Consider the following 22,782-nt stretch of genomic DNA (forward strand, 5'->3'; position numbering starts at 1 on the left):
AGTTGAAAAGCGCGTCATAGCGCCGTGCCATTCCATGGCTCAGCACCCGCACACAGTGCCGCAGCGCGAAGGAACGCTTTTCAGTGTCGGCACGAAATTATCATCGCGTTTGAACTTTACACTTTGAACTTTCTACTGCTCTTCAAGGCCGCAGCAGTCGCCCTTCGTATAGCTCGCCGGCAAAGGCGGGCAGTTTGGGATGGCGGTGCTGGCGGGCGGTCTCGGCCTGAAAACCCGCACGCTGGAAAATACGAGCGGTATCGCGGGTGAGCTGACAACCGCAAGCCAGCGGTTTCCACGCTGGATTCAGGGTTTTTTGCAGGCGTTGAATCCAGGGGCGTTCGCTGAGTACATGCTCCAGTGACAGCAGTGTGCCGCCGGGCTTGAGGACGCGAAAGGCCTCTTTCGCCGCTTGATCCGGGTCCGGAATGGTGCAGAACACCAGGCAGGCAATCACCGTGTCAAAATGCTGATCGGGATAGGGGAGCTGTTGGGCATCGCCTTCTTGCAGATGAAATCGTTCGGGCGAATCGCACTGTTGGGCACTGTCACGGGCCAATGAGAGCAGCCCGCCGGCTGGCTCAATGCCATGAATTTCGGTGGCGGTATGGCTGTAGAAAGGGAAGTTGGCGCCGGTGCCGACGCCCAGCTCCAATACCCGGCCGCTGGCCTGGGCCAGCAGACGTTGCCGGTCCCGGTAGACCGGGCGGGTGGCCCAATCCAGTAATACCGGGAACAGCTTGTCTTCATAAAAGGACATGCGTTGCCTGTTAGTTGCGCTCGGGCAGGATGTATTTGTCCGGGTTGTTCAGCATATCCATGCTCAGCGGGTCGCTGATAATGCTGGTCAGGTTCCGGTCGGTCTTTTTGCTGTACTTGCGACGCAGTTTCTCGAACTTGCGGAAGCTGCGGAAGTTGAGCGCATACAGGCGCACTTCCTGCAGGCGCTTGTAGGAGTACATGACGTCCAGCGCATCCATGGAATATTCCGGACGAATCTTCATGGCTTTTTCCAGGTAGCTGATCGCTTCGTTCAGGTCACGCTTGCGGTTCATGTAGATCAGTGCGTTGGCGTATTCGTAATTGACGATGGGAATATCCGGAGCCAGCGTCAGGGCGTCGGCAAAGGATTCTTCCACCGTGGTGGTGCGCGCGCCATAGGTCATGCGGCCGGTGAACTTGCCCACCCGGCGCATAATGCCGGCGTCCACGCCGGCGCGGAAAGCATGTGCCAGCGGTTGGTCGGGCATGATCTCAACCACTTCCTCAGCGCTGTTCTTGATCTTGCCGATATAGCGACGGGCGACCACCACGGGCACCGGGGATTCTTCCGCGATGCGGGCAATGGCGTAGGCGTAACCGAGTTTCACCGAGGCAACAATGGGGGCCACGGCAGGATCGTCGGCCGCTTCTTCCATGTCATCAAAGTACTCTTGCGCCTGGTTGGCCACGTCTTGGAGCATCATGTATTTGGTGCTCTGGCGATCGGCCAGGTAGATGGCGTACATCAGCTGGGAAAACAGGGCAGGGATCTTGCCGATGGGACCAAGCTTGAGGCCTTCTTCGCGGGCTTCCTGGAAGTCACCGGCAAAGAACTTGCGCCATACCTGCAGGCTGCGGGCCTCCAGCACCTGATAATCACCGTTCCAGCCCTCGATGTCTTCTTTCATGAAGGGGTACTTTTCGAACTGTTCCTTCATGTAGGCGGCGGACGGGTAGGGCACCTTCAGGCCGCGCATCAGGTATTCCCATTTGTCGCGGATCTGTTTGTCGGTATAGGTGAAGTAGCTTTTCTTGTAGGGCACTTCATTCCATTTTTCGACAAAGATGCGTTCATCCACCGGGATTTCCTGCATTTGCAGTTCTTCCGGGGTGACTTCATCCATCTCGTCGTCGGCCTCGTCATCGCGGGCCGCATGGACTTGCAAGCTGATAGCGCAAAGCGCGATCAGGCACAGAGAGCGCCAGAACGGTACAAAATATGCTGCCATGATGTTTACAGCTCTTGTTGTTGTTGTGTGTTGTAGGCGAACAGGTTCGCCGGGCCCCGATAGCCCTTGGTTGTGACCTAACAATGCCACGCAGGCGGGAAGTGAACAAGTTCTGCTCAGTATGAGTTTGTCAGCAGGAGTGTATCGTTAATGTGCCTGCCCGGTTTGGCGGGCAGGCGAGGGAGCAGGGGAGCGGATCAGGCGTTGGCGCCGGCGTCGCGCAGGGCTTGCGCGTAATCCTTGCCTTTCGGGTGCTGGGCAACCAGGTCCAGCAGGGTGCGGCCTTGTGGGTCACGGGCATCCAGATCCCGGTTCTGGTCCTTAAAGAACGTCAGAAAGCGGGCGAAATCCTCGGCGCGCAGGGCGCGATACGCTTTTTCCAGCAGGTGGAAGTCCCCGTTTACGCCCTCCTCGGGAGGGAAGTCGAAAAATACTGCGATCTGTTCATCGGTCATCGGCTCGCCGATCACCTTCTGCTTGTCTTTACGTTCAGCCATGGGGGTCTCCTCCGTATGCGGCGGCATTATAGAGGCTTGCGGCCTTTGGGGGCCAGCGCAGGGCAAACAAGTCGGGGTGGCGCGATGAAATGGGCGGGGAGAGAGGGAGAGCCCACCGGGCGCCAGGCACCCGGTGGTGGAGCATGAATCAGGCGGTCATATCTTTCAGTTTCTTCAGCGGACGAACCTTGACCATGGTGCGGGCAGGCTTGGCAGCGAAGGTGGTGGCTTCCCCGGTGAACGGGTTGATGCCCTTGCGCGCTTTGGTGGCGGGCTTCTTCTGGGTCACGATTTTCAGCAGGCCCGGCAGGGTGAATTGGCCGGCGCCACGCTTTTTCAGGTGACCTTCCATGATATCGCCAAGCTCGTCGAAAACCGCGTTGACGTCTTTCTTGGTCAGGCCGGTGGTTTCGCTGATCTGGTTAATGATCTGGGTTTTGTTCATCGGTTCGGTGATGGTTTTCACCTTGCGAGCCGCTGTAGCGCTGGAAGCTTTAGCAGCTGTCTTTTTCTTTGCAGCCATGGATTGCTTACCCCTTTTTGGTGTCTTCCTGATGTTGTATTGGTTCCGCAATGGTACGGATAACCGGCGGTGCTTCCTTGTCAGGTCTGCCCCTGGACTGCACAACACAGAGGGCGCCTGATAGGGTTCGCATCTTTTATATGCCATGGATTTTCAGGGCACAAGGCGTAGGGACACTATTTTTCAAGGTATTTTGTGAAATTAGGTAGGCATGTGGCCCGTTTGGCAGTGAATCGCCGTCTGGCATGGCTCGTGGACGGTTGAATCGCTATACTGTGGCGCCTTTTTCAGTGGTCCGGCGTCGGGGCAGGCTTCAGTCAGCCTGGGGTCGCCTTCAATAAGCCGGACGGCGTAATCAGAACACAAGCGGACGTTAAGCATGCGAAGCCATTATTGCGGTGATTTGCGAGCCTCCCACGACGGAGAAACAGTAGAGCTTTGCGGTTGGGTCAGTCGCCGCCGTGACCACGGTGGGGTGATCTTCCTCGACCTGCGCGATCGTAATGGTCTGGTGCAGGTGGTGTTCGACCCGGATACCGTTGAAGCCTTTGCCCTGGCCGATAAAGTACGCAGCGAGTATGTGGTGCGCCTGAGCGGCCGGGTACGCATGCGTGACGAAGCGGTGCGTAACAGCAAGATGTCCACCGGCGACATCGAAGTGCTGGGCAAGGAACTGACCATCCTCAATGAGGCCGAGACGCCGCCGTTTGAGCTGGATGCCCACTCTGCTGCCGGTGAAGAGGTGCGCCTCAAGTACCGCTATATGGACCTGCGCCGCCCGGAAGTGCTGCGCAACTTCCAGTTTCGTTCGCGCCTGACCCACGTGGTCCGTGCTTTCCTGGAAGGCGAGGGTTTCATGGACGTGGAAACCCCGATCCTGACCCGGGCGACTCCGGAAGGTGCCCGTGACTATCTGGTGCCCAGCCGGACCCATCCGGGCAGCTTTTTTGCGCTGCCGCAGTCTCCGCAGCTGTTCAAGCAGCTGCTGATGGTGGCGGGCTTTGATCGTTACTACCAGATTGCCAAGTGTTTCCGTGACGAAGATCTTCGTGCGGACCGTCAGCCCGAATTCACCCAGATTGACTTGGAAGCTTCCTTTGTAGAGGAAGAAGACATCATGGGGATTACCGAGCGGATGGTGCGTTCGGTGTTTAAAGAATTGCTCGATGTGGAGCTGCCGGACTTCCCGCGCATGCCGTTCTCCGAAGCCATGCAGCGTTTTGGTTCCGACAAGCCGGACCTGCGTATTCCGCTGGAGCTGATCGACATCGCCGATCTGCTGGCTGGAGTGGACTTCAAGGTATTCTCCGGTCCGGCCAACGATCCGAAAGGCCGTGTGGCGGCCATGCGTGTACCGGGCGGTTGCTCCTTGTCGCGCAAGGATATCGACGGCTACACCAAGTTCGTCAGCATCTATGGCGCCAAGGGCCTGGCCTATATCAAGGTCAACGACCTGGCCGCTGGCGCAGAAGGCCTGCAGTCACCGATCCTGAAATTCCTCACTGAGGATGCGATCAAAGGGATCCTTGAGCGCACCGGCGCCGAGACCGGCGACCTGATCTTCTTCGGTGCCGACAAGGCCAAGATCGTCAACGAGGCCCTGGGCGCCCTGCGCGTTAAAGTGGGCCACGACCTGAACCTGGTCGAAGGCGAGTGGGCGCCGTTGTGGGTAGTGGACTTCCCCATGTTCGAGGAAGACGAAGGGCAGTACCACGCCTTGCATCACCCCTTCACCATGCCCAGCTGTAGCGCGGAAGAGCTCAAGAGCAACCCGGCAGAAGCGTTGTCGCGGGCCTATGACATGGTGCTTAACGGCACCGAGCTGGGTGGCGGTTCCATCCGTATCCACAACCCGGCCATGCAGCGCACCGTATTTGAAGCCCTGGGTATTTCCGATGAAGAAGCCGATGAAAAGTTCGGCTTCCTGCTCGATGGTCTGAAGTACGGAGCACCGCCCCACGGTGGTCTGGCGTTCGGCCTGGATCGCATGGTCATGCTGATGACCGGCTGTGAGTCGATCCGTGACGTGATTGCTTTCCCGAAGACCCAGACCGCAGCGTGCACCATGACCAACGCGCCGTCACCGGTGGACAACAAGCAGCTGCGTGAAGTGGGCGTACAGGTACGAAAAGAAGAAGGTTGATATAAAGAGACGCAGGCATGCACCACGCAGCACGCTTCACGCAAAGAAGCGTGCCGCAAATGTGTTGCGTGACGCGTGCTGCGTGCTGGCGGAGGTAACATGGCAGGACATAGTAAGTGGGCCAACATCAAGCACCGCAAGGCGGCCCAGGATGCCAAGCGCGGCAAGATTTTTACCAAGCTGATTCGCGAGCTTACCGTGGCCGCGAAGATGGGTGGCGGCGAACCCAACGATAATCCGCGTCTGCGGGCGGCTATCGACAAGGCGCTGGGCCAGAACATGACCCGCGACACCATCGACCGGGCCGTGAAGCGTGGTGCCGGCGGTGATGACGACGGCAACATGGACGAAATCACCTATGAAGGCTACGGCAAGGGTGGCGTGGCGGTACTGGTAGAAACCATGACCGATAACGTGAACCGCACCGTGGCCGAAGTGCGCCATGCCTTTTCCAAGTTTGCCGGTAATCTGGGTACCAGCGGTTCTGTGGCCTTCCTGTTCACCAAGCGTGGCGAAATTTTCTTTGAGTCCGGTGTAGACGAAGAAAAGTTGATGGAAGTGGCCCTGGAAGCCGGCGCAGAAGATGTGGAAGAAGTCGGAGACGACGGCTTTGTGGTCACCACCACACCCGACAAGAGTTTCGGTGAAGTGGTTGATGCCCTGCGTGAAGCGGGGCTGGAATTCGCCGAAGCGGAAGTCACCATGCACCCGTCCACGGAAGCGGAAATGGATGCCGATACCGCGGAAACCGTGCAGAAGATGATCGACATGCTGGAAGATCTGGATGACGTGCAGAACGTTTATACCAACGCCAGCTGGCCGGCGCCGGAAGACGAGTCGCAATAAGCGTCCAGCGTCTCGCTGCGAAACAAACAAAAGCCCCGGATAGCTCGGGGCTTTTTGTTATCTGGCGTTTGCTGGTGGCTTCGTGCTGGCAGTTGCAATCCATTCCCGGGTTTTGGGCGTGCCGCATCAGGCGTGCCGCGTGAAGCGTCTCCTGATCAAGCTGGACATCCGGACAGTGGTCAGGTAGAACGGAGGCAATTATCAGGTGCTGGATTGTGGTGCCTGTCTTTCTATTACGGGTCTATGGAATATGGCGCTTATTCTGGGTATTGATCCCGGCTCGCGACGCACCGGTTACGGCGTGGTGGATGTGGTGGGAAACCGTTCCCGCGCGGTGGCTTTCGGTACTATCGCCACTACCCACAAGGAGATTCCGCCGCGCCTGGGGGAAATATTCGCGGGCATTGATCAGGTGGTGAAAGAATTCGGCCCGGCGGAAGTCAGCATTGAAAAAGTCTTTATGGCGCGCAATGCGGATTCCGCCCTGAAACTGGGACAGGCCCGGGGAGCAGCCATTGCTGCCGTCATGCAGGCCCATGTTCCGGTGTTTGAATATTCCGCTCGCCAGGTGAAGCAGGCGGTGGTTGGCAAAGGTGGGGCGGAAAAGAATCAGGTGGGGGAAATGGTGAAGTACCTGTTAAAGCTGGAACAGCGCCCCCAGGAAGATGCGGCCGATGCGCTGGCTATCGCCCTTTGTCACGCGCATATGCGTGTTTCTCTGGCCAGGTGGGCGGCGCCACGGCTGTCAGGCGAGGGCGGCTTCGTTAAGCGCTCTTCAGTTAATTGCAAATAACACGGATAAACCCATGATCGGACAACTTCGCGGAACCCTGCTGGAAAAACGCCCCCCGGTATTGTTGCTGGATGTGAGCGGCGTTGGCTACGAAGTGGAAGCCCCCATGACCGTGTTCTACGACCTGCCCGACGCGGGCGCAGAACTGACCCTGCATACCCATTTTGTGGTCCGCGAAGACGCCCAGTTGTTGTATGGCTTTGCCGACCGCTATGAGCGAGAGCTGTTTCGTGCCTTGATCAAGGTGAACGGTGTGGGGCCGAAAATGGCCCTGGCGATTCTGTCCGGCATCGAAGCGGATCGCCTGGCGCGCTGTATCCAGGATCAGGACACTACCTCGTTGGTAAAGGTGCCAGGCATTGGCAAGAAAACCGCCGAGCGGCTGGTGATCGAAATGAGTGATCGGCTCGACAAGATTGACGGTGGCCCGGTGAGCTTGCCCGGCCGGGTCGATACCCGACAGCCGGATGACGCCCGTAGCGATGCCATTGCCGCCCTGGAAGCGCTGGGCTACCGCAACAAGGACGCTGCCGCGGCGGTGGCCAAAGCGGCGGATGAGGATGGCCTCAGTAGTGAACAATTAATCCGCAAGGCACTCAAAAGCCTGGCCCGCTAGCGCTGCATCCTGATGTTGCCCCTCACTTTGTGATAACAGTAATAGCAGTACGGCATCGGGGTGCGATACGCTAGCGACTCCCACGATATAGAGGCAAGCCCGCCGCAGGCATGGATAACGAACGAGTCATTACCGCGGCTGCGGTTGGCAGCCACGAAGAGCAACAGGACAGGGCCATTCGCCCGGCCAGCCTGGCGGATTATCACGGGCAGGCGAAAGTCAGCGAGCGCATGGAAATCTTTATTGATGCCGCGCGCGGTCGCCGTGAAGCTCTCGACCATACCCTTATTTTTGGCCCGCCGGGTCTCGGCAAGACGACCCTTGCGCACATTATTGCCCGTGAAATGGGTTGCGAACTCAAGTCCACCTCCGGTCCGGTGCTGGAAAAAGCCGGGGATCTGGCCGCCATCCTGACCAATCTGGAAGAGGGCGACGTGCTCTTCGTGGATGAAATCCACCGCCTCTCCCCGGTGGTAGAGGAAATTCTCTACCCGGCCATGGAAGACTATCAGCTGGATATCATGATCGGTGAAGGCCCGGCCGCTCGCTCGATCAAGCTGGACCTGCCGCCGTTTACCATGGTGGGCGCGACCACCCGCGCCGGTTTGCTCACCGCTCCATTGCGCGATCGCTTCGGCATTGTGCAACGCCTCGAATTCTATTCCGTGGATGACCTGTCCGGCATTGTGAGCCGCGCCTGCGACATCCTGGCCATTCCCATTGAAACGGCGGGAGCCATGGAAGTGGCACGCCGCGCCCGGGGCACCCCCCGTATCGCCAATCGCCTGTTGCGCCGGGTGCGCGATTACGCCGAAGTGAAAGGCGATGGTCGCATTACCGAAGACATCGCTCAGCGGGCACTGGATATGCTGGAAGTGGACAGTTGTGGCCTGGATGGCACAGACCGCCGCCTGCTGGACATGATCATGCACAAATTTGATGGTGGGCCGGTGGGGCTGGAATCCCTGGCGGCGGCGCTCAATGAAGACTCCGGCACCCTGGAAGAGGTGGTGGAGCCTTACCTGATTCAGCAGGGCTTCATTCAGCGCACCCCGCGCGGGCGTGCGGTGACCAACCACGCCTGGCGACATTTTGGCCTGCAGCGCCCGCGGCAGGACGGTGATTTGTTTAATGATTGAAAAAGATCAGGAAAACGGGGAATTTACCCTGCCTGTGCGCGTCTACATCGAAGACACTGATGCCGGTGGCATTGTCTATTACGTGAATTATCTGAAATTCATGGAGCGGGCGCGCACCGAGTTTCTGCGTACGCTGGGCTACCAGCATTATGCGCTGGCGGACGACAATTTTCAGTTTGTGGTGCATTCCGCCAATGTGCAGTATCGCCAACCGGCACGTATTGATGATGCGCTGACCGTGACAGCCACATTGAAAAAACTGGGTAAGGCCACGCTGGTGTTCGATCAGCAGGTGCGCAAAACGGGCGCCTTGATCTGCCAGGCAGAGATTAAAGTGGCCTGCGTGAGCGCCGATACCCTGAAGCCGTCGGCACTTCCGCCGGCACTGTATAAAAAATTTAGCGCGGCCAGCAAAGGAGAAGGGCTACATGGTTGAGGCATCCGACATGTCTGTCGTCAGTTTGATCAGCAATGCCACCGTGGTGGTGCAGCTGGTGATGGCGCTGTTGATTATGGCGTCAGTGACGTCCTGGTACATGATTGTGGGCCGTTTCCGGGTGCTCGGCCGTGCCCATCGGGCGGGACGGGCTTTTGAAGAAAAGTTCTGGTCCAGCGATGATCTGGCTTCTCTCTATAATCAGAGCCGCAAGGATCCGGATGTGGATTCCGGTAGCGAGGCCATTTTCCGTGCCGGCTTCCAGGAGTTCGCCCGGCTTTCCAAGAGTACCCGCGGGGCCGAAGCGGTCATGGATGGTGCTCAACGGGCCATGCGCGTGGCCCTGCAGCGAGAACAGACCCGGCTCACCAAACATTTGCCTTTTTTGGCCACGGTCGGCTCTACCAGTCCCTACGTGGGCCTGTTCGGTACAGTCTGGGGCATCATGAACTCCTTTATGGCGCTGGCCAACGTGAAGCAGGCCACCCTCAGTGTGGTGGCTCCGGGTATCGCAGAAGCGCTGATTGCCACGGCCATTGGTCTGTTCGCGGCGATCCCGGCGGTGATGGCCTATAACCGCTTCTCCGCCCAGAGCGACGCCCTGCTGACGGAAAATGAAATGTTTGCGGAAGAGTTTTCTTCCGTCCTCCACCGTCAGGCCCACGGGCGCGGAGCATGAGCATGAGCGGCGTAAAGATACGGGTGCCGCGCAAGCTCGTTGCCGAGATGAACGTGGTGCCCTACATCGATGTGATGCTGGTGCTGCTGGTGATCTTCATGGCCACGGCGCCGATGATGACCCAGGGCATCAATGTGGACCTGCCGGACAGTAACAGCGACCCCATTGATACCACCAAGAACGAGCCGGTGATCATTTCCGTAACCGCCGATGGCAGCTATTTCATCGATGTGGGTGGCGACAGCCAGCAGTCGTCCAGCCTGGAAACCGTGAAAGGCCATGTGCTGCGCATCCACAAGCACAAGCCGTCCACCCTGTTTTTGGTGGAAGGCGATGGCAACGTGGCCTATGCCCGGGTGGTGTCGTTGATGGGCGCGTTACAGGAAGCGGGTATTTCCCAGCTCGGGTTGGTGACGGAACCGCAGGGACGCAATGAGTGATCGCCGCGTTGGGTTGCTGTTCACGCTGTTTATCCATCTGCTGGTGTTCGGGTTGCTGGTGTTCAGCTGGAGCACAGACCCGTCCCTGCACAAGGCTCCGGTGGTGCCGCCCCATGTAAAAGCCACCATGGTGGAACGCTCGAAACAACAGACGGCGCCCGTGGCGAAGCCGAAAACGGAAGTGAAGCCAACGCCCAAGCCGGCAGCAAAGCCGAAGCCAAAGCCTGAACCGAAAACGGAGCCAAAGCCGAAACCAAAACCAAAACCCAAGCCCAAGCCCAAGCCTGCGCCGGACAAAAAACCGGATCCGGTGAAGAAGCCGGACCCGAAGCCAGCGCCCAAACCGGATCCAAAACCGGTAGTGCCCGACATTGACACTCCCAGCGTGGAAGAAATGCTGGCCGAGGAAGAGCTGGAAATGGACAGGCAGAGCAAGGCGTCCGATCAGCCTGATCAGGAAGCGGCCAGTAATGCGGACCAGGCTGATGCCGAAGTGGCCAGTTTTACCGATGCCATCGCCGCCCATGTGGGGCAGCGTTGGCGGATTCCCGGCAATTACCGTAACCGGGATGACATCACCACGCGGGTAAAAATACAGATGATCCCGGGCGGTGAAGTGATCAATGTATCGGTGGCACAAAGTAGTGGTTACCCGGATTTCGACGAATCGGTCATGAATGCCGTCAAGCTGGCCAGTCCGTTACCGGTACCGGATGGCCAGTTGTTTAACGAACAGTTTCGCTCACTGGTGATCGAATTTGATCCTGGAGTTGCACAATGATAGGTGTGTTAAGGATGCAGCAAGCCTGTAAACGCAAAGTGTGGACACAAATCAGTATCGCCCTGATGGCAGCCCTGTGGATGGTAAATGCCCAGGCAGAGTTGCTGATCAAGGTGACCGAAGGTCGCGTGGACGCGGTGCCGATCGCCGTTGTGCCCTTTGATGGCGCACAAAATGCCCCGGAAGATGTCTCCCAGATTGTGCAAGCCGACCTGCATCGCAGCGGTCAATTCAAGCCGCTGCCCCCGGAAGACATGCTTAGCCGGCCCCGTAATGAACAGGAAATGATCTACCGGGACTTCAAGGTGCTGGGCACGGAATATGTGATTACGGGCAGCATGAAGGCTCAGGAAACCGGTGGTTATGAAGTCAGCTATGCGCTGTTCGATGTGGCCCGGCAGAAAAAACTGATGTCGGAAACCTATCGCCCGCCAGAGTCTCAGCTGCGCGATGTGGCCCATGCCATCAGTGACCGTATCTACGAACAGCTCACCGGTATTCCCGGTGCCTTTTCCACCAAGATTCTTTATGTGACGCACAACCGTCATGATGCCAACCCGTATCAGTTGCAATATGCGGATGCGGATGGCCATCGTGTGACCACGATTCTGCGCAGTAAAGAGCCGATCATGAGCCCGACCTGGTCACCGGATGGCAGGAAAATTGCTTACGTATCGTTTGAAGATCAGGGACGCCCGGCCATTTATATTCACAGCCTGGCCACCACCGAGCGCGAAAAAGTGTCCAGTTTCAGTGGCATCAACGGCGCCCCGGACTGGTCGCCGGATGGCCAGAAGCTGGCTCTGACGCTGTCGCGTGACGGTAACCCCGAAATTTATATGCTAAATCTGTCCACCAAAGGGCTGACCCGGCTAACCAACAATTACGGCATTGATACCGAGCCGCGCTGGTTGCCCGATGGCGAACATCTGGTGTTCACCTCCAGCCGTTCCGGTGGCCCACAGATTTATAAACTGAACATAAATGATAAGTCGGTCCGGCGGGTTTCGTTCCAGGGCGCCTATAATGCGCGCTCGGATGTGACCCCCGATGGCCGCTATCTCGTTTATGTGCATCGACGAAATGGAAATTTCAATGTCGGTGTGCAGGACCTCCAGCGCGGCACATTCAATATTGTGACCCGCACCGATATGGATGAATCGCCCAGTGTTGCACCCAATGGAAGTATGGTAATTTACGGGACGCAACACGGGGGAACGGGGGTTCTGGAAGCCGTATCCATCGATGGCAGAGTGAAAGTTGAGCTGCCGTCGAAGGAAGGGGAAGTCAGAGAACCGGCATGGTCGCCGTTCCTCTGAGTGGTTCTCGGAGTCCAATACTAGGAAATTATAGGAGCTTTTCGCATGCGTTCATTACTTAACCCGCTGTTTGCCATTGTGCTGGCAGCTGCCCTGGCAGCCTGTTCCAGCACCCCGACTGAAGACGACACTTCTGCGACTGACAACATGTCTCAGCAGACTGACACTTCTCCGGTCACTCCGGTTGAGCCGTCAGAGCCGGTTAAGCCGGACACCAGCAGCATCCCGCTGACTGCTGACAACTTCTACAACCATCCGTCCAACTACGACGGTACTACCGATTCTCGCGTTATTTACTTCGCGTTCGACAGCAACACCGTTCCGGCTGCGGCTTTCGAAACCCTGCGTGCCCACGCGACCTACCTGAAGAACAACGCTAACGCGAAAATTCGTCTGGAAGGTCACGCTGATGAGCGCGGTACCCGTGAATACAACGTTGCTCTGTCCGAGCGTCGTTCCAAAGCGGTAGAGAAGTTCCTGCGCGTACAAGGTGTTGCTTCCTCACAGCTGGAAATCGTTTCCTACGGTGAAGAGAAGCCGGCAGCCTTTGGCCACGGTGAAATGGACTGGGCCAAAAACCGCCGCGTAGAAATCAACTACCTGTCCGGCCGTCCGTAAGGCATGAAGGTAGTGATGACAGCGCGCCTGTTCGCAGGCGCGATGCTCAGCTCCCTGGTGTTCTGTGCGCATGCACAGAGCACTGGGCCGCTGGCCGTTGAAGAGCGTAGCCTCGCCCAGGCGCAATCCCAAATGCGCAATACCTCCACACCGTCTGCTGCGGTGAACGAGGATGGGTTGATGGTGTTGATGCAACAGCAGCAACAGTTTGAAGAACAGATTCAGCAGCTGCAGGGTCAGCTGGAAGAGTTGCGACACGAGCTTTCCACTCTCAAGGAAGCCGAGCGTGAGCGTTATCTGGATCTGGATACCCGAATTAATACGCTGGCTGAACGGGGACAGACCGAGCAGCCAGAGGACGGCGCTGAAGGGGATAATGACCCGGAAGCGGACCGTGCCGCCTACAATGCTGCCAAGGACAAATTGGTCAGTGGTGACTTCAAGGGTGCCATTGCCGGTTTCGAGGCGTATCTGGGTGAATTCCCGCAGGGAATGTCCCGGGCCAACGCCCATTTCTGGGCGGGCAAGCTATACAGTGACCAGAAAGAGCCGGACTTGAAGAAGGCGGAAGGCCATTTTCAGGCGGTGGCCGACGATTACCCGGACCATAGCAAGGCCCCGAAAAGCCTCTATATCCTGGCCGTCATGCAGGCCAAGGCCGGTGAGGTTTCGCCCGCCAAGGTCAATCTGCACAAGCTGATCAAGCAATACCCGGATAGCAGCGAAGCCGGCCAGGCCAAGAGCCTGCTGGACCAGCTCAACGCGTAACACCTTCCTGTCACCTTTACCGGCGGCACAGAGGCCGGCAAAGGTGATAGAATCCGCGCATTTCCGCCCCAACAGACGATTAAGGGGCCCTCAGGAGATGTTGTGGAACTCCGTCTTACCGAAATTTTCCATTCCCTACAGGGTGAATCCCGCACCGTGGGCTGCCCGACGGTATTCGTGCGCCTGACCGGCTGCCCGCAGCGCTGTGTCTGGTGTGATACGGAATATGCCTTTTCCGGAGGGGAGAAATGGACCTTGGCGGCGATTCGCGAGCAGGTAGCCGCCCATGGGGCGCACTACGTGACGGTGACCGGTGGCGAACCGCTGGCTCAGCCGAACTGCCTGCCGTTGCTCACGGCGCTGTGTGATGATGGTTACCAGGTGAGCCTGGAAACCGGTGGCGCCATGGATATTGTCGGAGTGGATGAGCGCGTTTCTGTGGTCATGGACCTGAAAGCGCCGGGTTCCGGGGAACAGCACAACAATCGTCTGGAGAATATTCCCCTGCTCAAGGCGCACCATCAGGTGAAGTTCGTACTGGCGGACCGCAAGGACTATGACTGGGCGCGTTTCATGCTGGACCAGCACCAGCTGCATAAACGGGTCAGCGATGTGCTGTTTTCGCCGGTGCAGGACGGTCTGGCGCCGGGAGAATTGGCGGACTGGATTGTGGCAGACCGCTTGCCGGTACGTTTTCAGCTACAGCTGCATAAATACCTTTGGAATGATGCCCGGGGGCGCTGATGGGCGTCCGACGTTGACTGCCTTCTGTACAGCCCCAAAACCCGAAACCTTCAAGCTATAAGTAATTAAGGAGCCTTGCCATGAAAAAAGCCGTGGTGTTGCTATCCGGTGGCCTGGATTCAGCCACTTGCCTGGCCATCGCCCGGGATCAGGGCTATGAATGCCATACCATCGCCTTTGATTATGGCCAGCGTACCCGTTCGGAGCTGGATGCGGCGGTGCAGGTGTCCGGGGCGCTGGGGGCATTGAGCCACCGTGTTATCGAGCTGGGTATGGGCAATATTGGCGGCTCCGCCCTGACCGATCATTCCATCGATGTGCCGGAAGATGGCGGCGAGGGCATCCCGGTGACCTATGTGCCGGCGCGGAATACCGTGTTCCTGTCATTGGCGTTGGGCCTGGCGGAAGTGGTTGATGCACAAGCCATTTTTATTGGCGTGAATGCGGTGGACTATTCCGGTTACCCGGATTGTCGCCCGGCGTTTATCGAGGCGTTCCAGTCCATGGCCAATCTGGCCACCAAGGCCGGGGTGGAAGGCCGGCCGATGCAGATCGAGACCCCGTTGATGCACCTGAGCAAGGCGCAGATTATTCAGCAGGGGGTAGCGCTGGGGCTGGATTACGGGCTCACGGTGTCCTGCTATCAGGCTGACGAGAATGGCAATGCCTGTGGCAAATGCGACAGTTGCCGCTTGCGCAGCCAGGGGTTCGAGGATGCATTGGTTAAAGATCCAACAAACTATCAATAAAGCGGAAAAAAATTCGGTTAACCCCTTGTCACCCAGAAATAAATCCGTATTATTTGCGCCTCCTTCGGGAGCGGGTCGTTAGCTCAGTTGGTAGAGCAGTTGGCTTTTAACCAATTGGTCGCTGGTTCGAATCCAGCACGACCCACCATATTTAAAAGGGCTCGCCTACGGCGGGCCCTTTTTCGTTTCAGCCTCCCAGCTTCTCTCTCCCTCCGATGTTCCGTGCGGGCAGCGATCGATCAGCGCTGCAGTTCGCCAGTGCGTTGAAACAAGCGGTTGTCGTGTTCCTCGGCGGGCTTCCACACAGGCAGGCCGGCCAATTCAGCCAGCTCCACCATGTGTGCAGTGCCGCGCCCGCCAGGGAAGGCGATGACGCCCTGTGGGCGACCATGATGCAGCATGCGGCGGTTACGCATGGGGCCGGCGGCCCGCCCGTGGGCTTTCCAGTTGGCGGGGTAGCTCACCTGGTCGATGCCGTGGTTGTGGGCCCACTGGCCTGCCAGGCGGTCGGCGCCGCTGGCGTTGCCGTGAATCAACAGGCTCAGGGTGTCATCCCGGTGCAGGCGGCAGAGGGTCTGCTCCAGCAGGGCATGGTTGTCAAAATCGCGGCCACCGCAGACAAGAATACGCATTATACTGTCCATAATGTCAGTGTTGCGGGAAGTATAAGCATAGGGCCCGGCGATTGCACCTTTGTGATTGTTGTCTTGCAGGCACGTGATGGATAGATGGATAGCCGCATTCACAGGTCGTTGACAGAGTGACAGGTTAAAGTTGTACAAGATTTACTTCGTGTACAACATGAAAGAGCCCATGCATCGTGATGCTCTTTCATGCAACCAGTGAGGTCGCTCCATGGACAGTGCTCAATCATCATCATCGTTGTCGACGTTGCCCGGGATGCGTATTCCGGTGGGGATCAGTGCCTGTCTGATGGGCCTGGAGGTGCGCCATGACAAGGGGCATAAGCATTCCCGCTACTGTACCGAGGTGCTGTCGTCGTACTTTGAATTCCGCTCGCTGTGCCCCGAAATGGGGGCGGGGATGCCGGCGCCGCGCAAGGCCATGCATCTTGTCGAGCCTGCCCAGGCAGAACAGGAGCCGGGCAGCGAGGCCCTGCGCCTGCTGACCACGGATGGCGAGCGTGACTGCACCGCGCTGATGCAGGATTTTATTGACCGTACGCTGCCGTCTCTGGCCCCCCTGCGCGGTTATATCCTGATGGCCAAATCCCCCAGCTGTGGCATGGAGCGAATCCGTGTTTATAACGCTGCCGGCAATGTGCAGCGCCGTGATGCCAGCGGGTTGTTCGCGGCGGCGCTGGCAGAGCGCTACCCGCTGATGCCGCTGGAAGAAGAAGGGCGATTGAATGATGCGACCCTGCGGGAGAATTTCATTGAGCGCGTTTTTCTGTATGACGACTGGTGCCAGATGATGGAGCGGGGGCTTACCGCCCAGCAGCTGATTGCCTTCCACAGCCGGCACAAATTCCAGTTACTGGCCCATTGTCAGAAAACCTACCGTGAATTGGGCCCCATGCTGGCGGATATGAAGGCGCGCCCCCTGGAGGACATTGCCCGGGATTATATCCAGGCGGTTATGACCGCCATGAAGAAGCGGGTCTCCCGCGGGGCGCATGTGAATACCTTGCAGCACCTGGCCGGGTTTCTGCGCCAGGACCTGGGAGATGCGGACCGGGCACTGATCAACGAGCAGATTGATGCTTACCTGCGTGAAGAGGTGCCCTTGGTGGTGCCGATGACGTTGCTGCGCGGGGCGCTGCGCAAAACGGACCAGCCGTACCTGGCCCAGCAGCGTTATCTGTCGCCGTACCCCGATCCGCTGGGCCTGAGAAACCGGGTATGAGTGACTCGGTGGAGGTTTCCCCGCTGCTTGCTCCGCAAGCCGATGGCGTCAGTATTCAGCAGGTCAGCACGCGCTGCGGTATTCCGGCGGTCACCCTGCGGGCCTGGGAGCGCCGCTATGGCTTGCTGTCCCCTGGCCGGACCGAGAAGGGGCACCGGCGTTACAGCGAGGCTGATATGGCCCGTATCCAGCAGATTCAGCAGTGGCTGGAGCGGGGCGTGCCGATCAGTCAGGTGAGCGGCTTGCTGGCCCAGCCGGACACGGCGGACAGTGCTCGCTATGAGTCGAGCGATGGCCCCTGGCAGGAGGCTGCCACTGCGGCTATGGCAGCGCTGGAATCGCTTAATACCCGCCGTCTGGAGCAATTGCTGAACGGGCTGTTGAACGATTACAGCCATGCACTGGTGCTGGAGCAGTTTTGTGATCCGTTGCGGGCGCAACTGGCGGCCACGCCGTCGCTGGGCGGGCTGTTGACCGTGCTGGATAGCGTGCTGGTGGCTAAGTGGTCGTCGCGGGCGTTGTCGCTGGCGCCACGCCGCCGGCAAGCGGGCTGGCTGCTGGTGCCGGTGGGCGGCGCCTTGCCGGCTCTGGAGTTGGCGATGGTATTGAACCGTCCGCTTTGGTGTTTGGGGGCAAATCTGTCTGCCGGCGAGCTGCGCAGCGTGTTCGAAGGGCTGGCCGAGCGGGGTGGAGGCGTGTTGTGGGTGCTGGATCGTTGGCCGACGGCGGCAGAGCGCCAGCAAATGGGCGTCGCGTCCGCTCGCGGACTTGCCGAAGCGTGCTGGGGAATGGATGTTTCTCAGCTGCCATTGCCGGCAGAGGTATCACTGCTCACCGGCCGCCGGCAGGCGCTGCTGAGCGAACTGGATCGGCTACAACACACCTGGAGCACGACATGAACCTGGTCTGGTATCGCAATGACCTGCGTGTGGCCGCGCATTCGCCCTTGCAGGCCGCCCTGTCGGAATCCTCAGGGGAAGCCGTGTCCGGGCCACGTGCACTGGCGGTGTACTGTCTGTGCCAGGGGCAATGGGACCGCCATCAAGTGGCGCCGTTACGGCGCTGGTATGTGCTGGAAAGTGTCCGTGAGCTGGGGGAGGCGCTGGCTCGCCGGGGGATTGATCTGCATGTGCTGGAGGCGGATACCTTTGCTGCGGTGCCGGAGGTGCTGGCCCGGTTTACCCAAGAGCACGGTGTGACGCATCTGTACTGCAATCGTGAGTACCCATTGAACGAAAAACAGCGCGACAAAGCGGTGGCAGAGCGGTTGCGTGGGCAGGGTGTTTGCCTGCAAGGATTCGACGACGGGGTGTTGGTGCCGCCGGCAGCATTGCGTACCGGAAAAGGCACGCCCTATACGGTGTTTGGTGCCTACAAGAAACGCTGGGATGTCTGGATGGCGGACCATCACCCGGAGGTGACGCCGGCTCCGCCACAATCTGATCACCGCGGTGACTTTGTCGGGGCTGCGGTGGTGGACAAGGCCCTGAAAGCCCTGAGCGTCCCTGAGGCCCTAACGCAGCAGTGGCAGCCCGGAGAAGAGGCCGCCTGGCAGCAGCTCGACCAGTTTGTGGAACAGGCATTGGCGGGTTATCGCCGCCAGCGGGATTTTCCCGATATTGCAGGCACCAGTGGTTTGTCGGCAGCGTTATCCGCAGGGGCCTTGTCCGTGGCCAGCTGCTACCGTGCGGCAAGCCAGGCCATGGCGGATGCGGGGAGCCGTGACGGCGCCACGTGCTGGATCGGCGAATTGGCCTGGCGGGATTTCTATCGGCAGATCATGGCCCAGTTTCCCCGTGTCAGCCGCGGACAGGCATTTCGTCCTGAGACCGATCTGTTGCAATGGGACCAGGATGACGAACGCTTCGCCGCCTGGTGCGAAGGGCGTACCGGTTACCCGCTGGTGGATGCGGCCATGCGTCAGCTGGTTGCCACCGGCTGGATGCATAACCGGCTGCGTATGGTGACAGCCATGTTTCTCAGCAAGCATCTTTGGCTGGACTGGCGTCGTGGAGAAGCCTTCTTTATGGCCCACCTGATGGATGGGGATTTTGCCGCCAACAATGGTGGCTGGCAGTGGAGCGCATCGGCGGGCACGGATGCGGTGCCCTATTTTCGGGTCTTCAACCCGGTGCGTCAGGGGCAGCGCTTTGATAGCGAGGGCCGTTTCATTGCCCGCTGGGTACCTGAATTGCGAGGCCTGGATAGCAAGCAAATCCATGAGCCCTGGAAGCAACCGTTACTGGCGCCGGATTATCCGCCGCCCATCGTGCCCCATGCCGGGGTGCGTGAGCGGGTGACCACCGCGTTCAAGGCAGCAAAGACACAGTTTGATCAGGAGCAATCCATGGGCTCGGCTATGGATGACAACAGGGATAACAACGGAAAGGGAAAAGCATGAGTCAGCGTATCGCCATCGTCGGAGCCGGGATCAGTGGGCTGACCGCCGCCTGGTATCTGTCCAAAGCGGGCCATCAGGTTGAGGTGTTTGAAGCCAATGACTATCTGGGCGGCCATACCTGTACGGTGCCGGTTTCCCGGCCCCACGGGGAGTACGCGATTGATGTGGGATTCATCGTCTTCAATGACCGCACCTATCCGAACTATCTGCGCCTGCTGGATGAGCTGGGCATACAGGGGCAGCCGACGCCCATGGGTTTTGCGGTGAGTGACCAGAAGAACGGGCTGGAATATTGTGGCGATGGGCTGGGGGGCATGTTTGCCCAGAAACGCAATCTTTTCAGCCCATCACACTGGCGCTTTATTGGTGACATCTTGCGATTCAACAAGCAGGCGCCGGCCTTGCTCAATAGCGCAGAGGGAGACATTCCGCTGGGGAAATATTTGCGCGAGCACGGTTACGGTGAGCGCTTTTCCCGGGATTATATTCTGGCCATGGGCGGTGCTATCTGGTCCTGCTCGCTGGAGCAGATGGAGGTGTTTCCTGCCCGGTTCTTTATTCAGTTTTTCCAGAACCATGGCCTGCTGTCGCTGAATGATCGCCCGCAGTGGTTTGTGGTGCCGGGTGGCTCCAATCAATATGTGCAGCCGCTGGTGGACGGTTGTGATGCCGCGTTCCATGTCGCCACACCGGTGCAGGGGATACGTCGAGATCATGGCGGAGTGCACGTCACCGCACAGGGCAAAGAGCAGCACTTTGACCAGGTGGTGCTGGCCTGCCACAGCGACCAGGCTTTGGCATTGCTGGATGATCCGGATGCGCGAGAAAAAGACGCCTTGTCGCAATTGGGTTATCAGGATAACGAGGTGGTCTTGCACACGGACGCCCGGCTTTTGCCCCGTCGCGAGCGGGTCTGGTCCAGCTGGAATGCTCTATTGTTTGAACAGGATCAGGAGCGGGTCCAGGTGACCTACAACATGAATATCCTGCAGGGCATCCGCGCCCCGGAAACGTTCTGTGTGACGCTCAATGCCACCGATCTTATTGATGAAGAGCAGATCCTGGCCCGCTACCGTTTTGCGCACCCGCTGTTCACTCCGCATACCGTGGCGGCCCGCGAGCAATTGCTGAAAGAAAACGGCAAACAGGGTACCTGGTTTGCCGGTGCCTGGTGCCGCAATGGCTTTCATGAAGATGGCGTGGTGTCTGCGTTGAACGTGGTGGAAGGCATTGCTGGCGCAGCGCAGCCGGGGAGCGCTGCGTAATGCGTGCCTCGGCAGAGCAGGCGGTGATGTCCAGTGCCATTGCCCAGGGGCGGGTCTGGCATCAGCGCTTGCAACCCTTTACGCATCGCTTTGACTACCCGCTGTGGATGGTCTGGTGCGATCTGGAAAAAATTGATGAGCTGCTGGGGCGACACTGGGCCTGGGGCCGCGCCTGGCGACCGGTGACGTTTCGTGACCGGGACTACCTGGATGGCCGTTGCATTCCGTTGGCGGAAAAAGTGCGGGGAAAAGCGGTCACTCTGGGGTTGGACTGGTCCCGGGGGCGCACCTTTATGCTGGGGCAGTGGCGTACGTTTGGTTCCCTGTTCAATCCTCTGGTGCTGTACCTGCATTTTCCTGAAGGGCAAAGCCAGCCCGACAGCATGATTGCCGAGGTGCAGAATACGCCCTGGCGGGAACGCCACTTTTACCCGCTCACCTTTTCTCGTGGTGATAACGACGCCCTGGTGGTCGATCACCCCAAAGCCTTTCATGTCTCGCCGTTCCTGCCCATGTTGCTGCAATACCACTGGGATCTTCACGTTGCCTTACCCGATCTGCGAATAGGGTTAGAGGACCGGGATAACCAGGTTCCCGTCTTCAAGGCCGGGGTGAAATTGCAATTATTTGCGTCAGAACCGGCGATGATGGGCAAGGGCATTTTCCGGTTTGGTGCACAGGGGTTGGCCACGCTGAAACGCATTTACTGGCAGGCCTTCAAACTGTGGCGCAAGGGGGCGGTCTTCCATGGCCACCCCGCTGGCAAGCGCGATGACTGAGATCAAGGAAACAGGGAGTGAGACACATGCTGTCTGGCGATAAAGCTTCTGACAATAAAGGTGACCAGGCCGGCACACTGAGTTGGCCGCAATCGGTGGCGCGCACGCTGGTGTTGAATCAGCTTGAGAAACTGCCCCGGGGTGGCCTGCGTATCGATGAGCCGGATGGCAATACGGTCATGCTTGGCTCCGCGGTGCGGGGCAATAATGCTCAGGCTAATGACCTGGGGCACATCGTGCTGGCCGACTGGCGCACCTACAGCATGATGATGAGCGGTGGAGCGCTGGGGGCGGCGGAAGCGTTTATGGAGCAAGGCTGGTCCAGCCCGGACCTGATCAAGGTGATTCGCTATTTCGCGGCCAATGTGGATGCAATGCAAGCCCTGGAAGGCGGCTTTGCGGCCCTGTCCAAGCCGGCGCTGAAAATGCTGCATCGCTACAACCGTAATTCGCTGCAAGGTTCCCGCCGGAATATTTCTGCCCACTATGATCTGGGTAACGACTTTTTCAGCCTGTTTCTTGATCGCACCATGATGTATTCCAGTGCGGTGTTTCCCCGCCCGGATGCGTCTCTGGAAGAAGCGTCTGTGCACAAGCTGGAGCTGATCTGTCAGCGCCTGCAATTGCAGCCGGGAATGACCCTGCTGGAAATTGGCACCGGCTGGGGTGGGTTGGCCCTGCATGCGGCACAGCATTATGGCGTCACCGTTACCACCACAACCATCTCCCGTGAGCAGGCCCGCTATGCCCGCCAACAGGTGGCCGATGCCGGGTTGGATGACTGCATCAGCATTCTGGAAAAGGATTACCGTGAACTCACCGGCCAATACGATCGTGTGGTGTCGGTGGAAATGATTGAAGCGGTAGGAGCAGAATTTCTGCCGGGATACTTTGATGTGCTCGGCAAACGTTTGAAGCCGGAAGGGCTGTTGTTGATTCAGGCGATCACCGTGCCGGATCAGCGTTTTGACTACGCGCTCAAGCAGGTGGATTTCATCAAGCGTTACATCTTCCCGGGCGGCTTCCTGCCCAGCGTGTCGGTGATGTGCGATAACCTGACCCGCCATACTCGCCTGGTGGCCACGGAGTTGCATGACATCGGTCACGATTATGCCCTGACCCTAAATCACTGGCGGCAACGTTTTCATGGTGCCTTGCCCCGCATTCGGGAGCTGGGGTTTGATGAGCGGTTCGTGCGTATGTGGGAGTACTACCTGTGCTATTGCGAAGGGGCTTTCCTGGAACGGGCGATCAGCACGGTACATCTGTTGGCCGCCGGTCCCGCCTACAGGCCTTCCTGTAAGTCTCCCTCGCAGGCTTAAGGAAGGCTTGAAAAGCGCCGCTCACGCGCCCATTTTTGTCTCTACAGGGCGAGTCATTGACCGCGAT

General features: G+C 58.7%; 25 protein-coding genes and 1 tRNA gene. 21 read left to right on the forward strand and 5 right to left on the reverse strand.

The annotated features are described in order from the left end of the window. Positions 1–142: 142 nt before the first annotated feature. The 4 genes from F1529_RS08940 to F1529_RS08955 form a co-directional block, all read right to left on the reverse strand. Positions 143–760 (reverse strand): class I SAM-dependent methyltransferase, encoded by a 618-nt coding sequence (locus F1529_RS08940; protein ID WP_007150953.1) that lies wholly within the window; start codon positions 758–760, stop codon positions 143–145. Positions 761–770: 10 nt separating this feature from the next. Continuing rightward, positions 771–1,991 carry a hypothetical protein gene (locus F1529_RS08945; protein ID WP_155133932.1) on the reverse strand — a complete coding sequence of 407 codons (1,221 nt, stop codon included), beginning with the start codon at positions 1,989–1,991 and terminating at the stop codon, positions 771–773. Positions 1,992–2,188: 197 nt separating this feature from the next. Continuing rightward, positions 2,189–2,488 (reverse strand): PA4642 family protein, encoded by a 300-nt coding sequence (locus tag F1529_RS08950; protein ID WP_155133935.1) that lies wholly within the window; start codon positions 2,486–2,488, stop codon positions 2,189–2,191. A 148-nt stretch (positions 2,489–2,636) separates the two neighbouring features. Further along, on the reverse strand, positions 2,637–3,011 hold the full coding sequence (locus F1529_RS08955) for an HU family DNA-binding protein (RefSeq protein WP_007150746.1): 375 nt from the start codon (positions 3,009–3,011) through the stop codon (positions 2,637–2,639). Between the two features lie 379 nt (positions 3,012–3,390). On the opposite strand from F1529_RS08955, the gene aspS reads away from it, so the two are divergent. From aspS to F1529_RS09030, 15 genes are all read left to right on the forward strand, one after another. Beyond that, a complete protein-coding gene (gene aspS, locus F1529_RS08960; protein WP_007150352.1) occupies positions 3,391–5,154 on the forward strand; it encodes an aspartate--tRNA ligase in 1,764 nt (587 codons plus the stop codon). Positions 5,155–5,253: 99 nt separating this feature from the next. Continuing rightward, positions 5,254–6,000 (forward strand): YebC/PmpR family DNA-binding transcriptional regulator, encoded by a 747-nt coding sequence (locus F1529_RS08965; protein WP_007149807.1) that lies wholly within the window; start codon positions 5,254–5,256, stop codon positions 5,998–6,000. A 250-nt stretch (positions 6,001–6,250) separates the two neighbouring features. Continuing rightward, positions 6,251–6,793 carry a crossover junction endodeoxyribonuclease RuvC gene (gene ruvC, locus F1529_RS08970; RefSeq protein WP_370456989.1) on the forward strand — a complete coding sequence of 181 codons (543 nt, stop codon included), beginning with the start codon at positions 6,251–6,253 and terminating at the stop codon, positions 6,791–6,793. 13 nt (positions 6,794–6,806) lie between these two features. Then, positions 6,807–7,409 carry a Holliday junction branch migration protein RuvA gene (ruvA, locus tag F1529_RS08975; protein ID WP_155133938.1) on the forward strand — a complete coding sequence of 201 codons (603 nt, stop codon included), beginning with the start codon at positions 6,807–6,809 and terminating at the stop codon, positions 7,407–7,409. 110 nt (positions 7,410–7,519) lie between these two features. Further along, on the forward strand, positions 7,520–8,548 hold the full coding sequence (ruvB, locus tag F1529_RS08980; RefSeq protein WP_155133941.1) for a Holliday junction branch migration DNA helicase RuvB: 1,029 nt from the start codon (positions 7,520–7,522) through the stop codon (positions 8,546–8,548). After that, positions 8,541–8,984 carry a tol-pal system-associated acyl-CoA thioesterase gene (ybgC, locus tag F1529_RS08985; protein WP_155133944.1) on the forward strand — a complete coding sequence of 148 codons (444 nt, stop codon included), beginning with the start codon at positions 8,541–8,543 and terminating at the stop codon, positions 8,982–8,984. The genes ruvB and ybgC overlap by 8 nt, the downstream gene beginning before the upstream one ends. Continuing rightward, complete coding sequence (gene tolQ / locus F1529_RS08990; RefSeq protein ID WP_155133947.1) at positions 8,977–9,663, forward strand: protein TolQ; 687 nt, start codon at positions 8,977–8,979, stop codon at positions 9,661–9,663. Before ybgC ends, tolQ begins: the two co-directional genes overlap by 8 nt. 2 nt (positions 9,664–9,665) lie before the next feature. Next, positions 9,666–10,103, forward strand: a complete 438-nt coding sequence (tolR, locus tag F1529_RS08995; protein WP_155133950.1) for a protein TolR — start codon at positions 9,666–9,668, stop codon at positions 10,101–10,103. Further along, complete coding sequence (gene tolA / locus F1529_RS09000; protein WP_155133953.1) at positions 10,096–10,884, forward strand: cell envelope integrity protein TolA; 789 nt, start codon at positions 10,096–10,098, stop codon at positions 10,882–10,884. Before tolR ends, tolA begins: the two co-directional genes overlap by 8 nt. Positions 10,885–10,898: 14 nt before the next feature. Further along, on the forward strand, positions 10,899–12,203 hold the full coding sequence (tolB, locus tag F1529_RS09005) for a Tol-Pal system beta propeller repeat protein TolB (RefSeq protein WP_007151225.1): 1,305 nt from the start codon (positions 10,899–10,901) through the stop codon (positions 12,201–12,203). Between the two features lie 45 nt (positions 12,204–12,248). Continuing rightward, positions 12,249–12,821, forward strand: a complete 573-nt coding sequence (pal, locus tag F1529_RS09010; protein WP_007150084.1) for a peptidoglycan-associated lipoprotein Pal — start codon at positions 12,249–12,251, stop codon at positions 12,819–12,821. A 15-nt stretch (positions 12,822–12,836) separates the two neighbouring features. Continuing rightward, complete coding sequence (ybgF, locus tag F1529_RS09015; protein ID WP_230457746.1) at positions 12,837–13,589, forward strand: tol-pal system protein YbgF; 753 nt, start codon at positions 12,837–12,839, stop codon at positions 13,587–13,589. Between the two features lie 102 nt (positions 13,590–13,691). After that, positions 13,692–14,333 (forward strand): 7-carboxy-7-deazaguanine synthase QueE, encoded by a 642-nt coding sequence (gene queE, locus F1529_RS09020; RefSeq protein ID WP_370456990.1) that lies wholly within the window; start codon positions 13,692–13,694, stop codon positions 14,331–14,333. A gap of 80 nt (positions 14,334–14,413) precedes the next feature. After that, positions 14,414–15,082, forward strand: a complete 669-nt coding sequence (queC, locus tag F1529_RS09025) for a 7-cyano-7-deazaguanine synthase QueC (protein WP_007150225.1) — start codon at positions 14,414–14,416, stop codon at positions 15,080–15,082. 72 nt (positions 15,083–15,154) lie between these two features. Further along, a tRNA-Lys gene (locus tag F1529_RS09030) sits at positions 15,155–15,230 on the forward strand. 91 nt (positions 15,231–15,321) lie between these two features. Here F1529_RS09030 and F1529_RS09035 read toward each other — a convergent pair. Further along, positions 15,322–15,714 (reverse strand): DUF2493 domain-containing protein, encoded by a 393-nt coding sequence (locus tag F1529_RS09035; RefSeq protein WP_007148944.1) that lies wholly within the window; start codon positions 15,712–15,714, stop codon positions 15,322–15,324. 223 nt (positions 15,715–15,937) lie between these two features. Here F1529_RS09035 and F1529_RS09040 point away from each other — a divergent pair, with 223 nt between their 5' ends. Genes F1529_RS09040 through F1529_RS09065 form a run of 6 tightly spaced genes read left to right on the forward strand, consistent with a single transcriptional unit; the run spans position 15,938 to position 22,715 of the window. Continuing rightward, complete coding sequence (locus F1529_RS09040; protein WP_230457747.1) at positions 15,938–16,948, forward strand: DUF523 and DUF1722 domain-containing protein; 1,011 nt, start codon at positions 15,938–15,940, stop codon at positions 16,946–16,948. Next, positions 16,945–17,847, forward strand: a complete 903-nt coding sequence (locus F1529_RS09045; RefSeq protein ID WP_155133962.1) for a MerR family transcriptional regulator — start codon at positions 16,945–16,947, stop codon at positions 17,845–17,847. Before F1529_RS09040 ends, F1529_RS09045 begins: the two co-directional genes overlap by 4 nt. Then, a complete protein-coding gene (locus F1529_RS09050) occupies positions 17,844–19,349 on the forward strand; it encodes a deoxyribodipyrimidine photo-lyase (protein WP_155133965.1) in 1,506 nt (501 codons plus the stop codon). Before F1529_RS09045 ends, F1529_RS09050 begins: the two co-directional genes overlap by 4 nt. Next, positions 19,346–20,614, forward strand: a complete 1,269-nt coding sequence (locus F1529_RS09055) for an NAD(P)/FAD-dependent oxidoreductase (protein WP_155133968.1) — start codon at positions 19,346–19,348, stop codon at positions 20,612–20,614. The genes F1529_RS09050 and F1529_RS09055 overlap by 4 nt, the downstream gene beginning before the upstream one ends. Further along, complete coding sequence (locus F1529_RS09060; protein WP_155133971.1) at positions 20,614–21,393, forward strand: DUF1365 domain-containing protein; 780 nt, start codon at positions 20,614–20,616, stop codon at positions 21,391–21,393. The genes F1529_RS09055 and F1529_RS09060 overlap by 1 nt, the downstream gene beginning before the upstream one ends. Before the next feature lie 26 nt (positions 21,394–21,419). Beyond that, the gene (locus F1529_RS09065; protein WP_155133974.1) at positions 21,420–22,715 is read left to right on the forward strand and encodes a cyclopropane-fatty-acyl-phospholipid synthase family protein; all 1,296 of its coding nucleotides are present in this window, start codon (positions 21,420–21,422) and stop codon (positions 22,713–22,715) included. Positions 22,716–22,782: the final 67 nt, after the last annotated feature.

The sequence above is a fragment of the Alcanivorax sp. VBW004 genome (genome assembly GCF_009718865.1).
Lineage (GTDB): Bacteria > Pseudomonadota > Gammaproteobacteria > Pseudomonadales > Alcanivoracaceae > Alcanivorax.